Source organism: Campylobacter sp. BCW_6889, assembly GCF_001762535.1.
In the GTDB taxonomy this organism is placed as follows: Bacteria; Campylobacterota; Campylobacteria; order Campylobacterales; family Campylobacteraceae; genus Campylobacter_D; species Campylobacter_D jejuni.
In genome coordinates, this window is record NZ_MJWZ01000070.1 from 1 (window position 1) to 1991 (window position 1991).

Sequence of the window (1991 nt, forward strand, 5' to 3'; positions counted from 1 at the left end):
AGCAGCATTGACATCAGCTCCATATTTGATCAAAATTTCCAAACAAGTTCCAATAGGTTTTTTCTCAGATCTTGCAGCTATATGTAAAAGGGTTTCTCCTGCATCGATATAACTGTGTTCATGTTCTGTTTCAATCCTTCTCATATTTACATCAGCGCCAAATTGTAAAGCCACTTCTAAAGAATTTACAGATTCAGGATCACCAAGCAATATCCAAGAATGCAAAGGGGTGGCACCTNTNTNATCATAAACTTCAAATTTACATCCTTTTTTAAAAAAATAATCAATCATTTTTTTATTTTTTCCACCCACTCCAATATAATCAGTAAGGGCATTATTTCCTAAACACTCATCATCAGCTTTAAGTCCTAAACTCTCAAAATACTCCATCATTTCAAAACTTTGACTCTTATCATAAGCAATCCCTGCCCAAGCTAAAGTAGAACTAGGGCTAAAAAAAGGTATAGGATGATTACACCAATATATCTTACAACATTTCTCTAAAAATACTTCAGGCACGGGATAATCTTTTAAAAACTCTTTCACTTCTTTAAGTTTATTATTTTTAACAAGTCTAAAAAACTCCCAACCTATCTCCGTTATAGCTTCTTCATCCATAGCTTGCATTTCTTCTAAAGTTTTCATTTGTTTTTCCTTTCTTTGTAAATTTAGTTTTAATTTTAAGAAAATTGCTTTTAATCCGCTCTTAAATCACCTCCTTTTACCCTTAAACCTTTGCTATCTATAATCACTTGTGTTGTTCCTACTTGGAGTATAATTTTATCTTTTGTTTGTGTAATAGTTGTATTTCCTACCCTAGAAACGATTTGTTTTTGTGCTGTTAAAACACTTTCTTGATTTGCCATAGTATTTACATTATCAGCTGTAAAAGAGCAATTTTTCTTAACTTTAAAACTTGGAGTAAAGATAATATTCTTTTTTAATAAAGTTAAAGTATTGGAATAAGATTTACTTAAATTTAAATCTTTTAAATTTAAATGATCATTAGTATTAATAGAATTAGCTAAGATGGCATCATCAATTAAGATTTGAGTATTAGCAATAATAATAAAGTCTTTAAGCAAAGAAGCTTTATCTTGTTTTTCTTCATCTTGATTTTTTATTTCTTCTTGATGATTAAACTCCTTATAATTTAAAGTGATAAAATCTCCTAAGCTAAGATGATAAATATTACTTTTTGCTAGTAAGCTTTCATTTAATACTAAGGCTCTTTTTTCTTTAAGAGAAGGCTTAGTCTTTAAATCAATGCTTTTTGTAAAAGAATATTCACTCTCATAAAAATGTTCATTATAATAAGCCTTGTTATTAAGTTCTTGTTCATAAGGAACTTTACTAGAGTGTAAGGATAAAAGATTTAAAGGAGTATTGGCATTAATACTAGAATGCGTAAAAGAATTAGTTCTTAAACTTTGCTCTTTATAAATAGAAGAAATACAAGCTTGATTTAAAATATTATTAACATTAGGATTATATTCTATCTCTTTATTTTTTACATTTTTATATACATCACAAAAATAAATAGTGTTCTCATCTTCATAAAAAAAGATTCCATTATTATGGCTTAATCTTGTAATAAAGTCTAAATCACTTTCATTGTATTGAGAGATGAGTTCTTGTTTTTCATAATTAAAATGTATATTAGAATAATCAATTTCTTTATGTAAGATATCTTGATAAAAACCAAGGGTTTGTTTAATCACTTCTATAATATTAGTATGAGTATAAATACGATTGGCTTTATTTAAAGAAAGTCTTATCAAAACTGATTGAAGCTTAAAAGAAAAAAAATGCTTGTATTTTATTTGCTTAGTATTTGAAGCGCTATCATTAATATTTAAAGCACTTTCATGATTAATGCCTAGATATTTTATATAAGTGATAATTCCTTTATAATTTTTAACTTCATTTGTGTCAAAATTTAAAGTATTGTTTTCATAAGGATTATGAATACTTAAAATAGCTTCTTGATC

At 26.8% G+C, this 1991-nt stretch carries 2 protein-coding genes; both read right to left on the reverse strand.

Annotation, left to right across the window (positions count from 1 at the left end):
• Window positions 1-645: ankyrin repeat domain-containing protein (locus tag AJ939_RS07725; protein WP_083261798.1), on the reverse strand; the 645-nt coding region annotated here is incomplete at its 3' end.
• A 50-nt stretch (window positions 646-695) separates the two neighbouring features.
• A partial coding sequence (locus AJ939_RS07730) for a contractile injection system protein, VgrG/Pvc8 family (protein ID WP_070276289.1) occupies window positions 696-1991 on the reverse strand: 1296 nt, incomplete at its 5' end.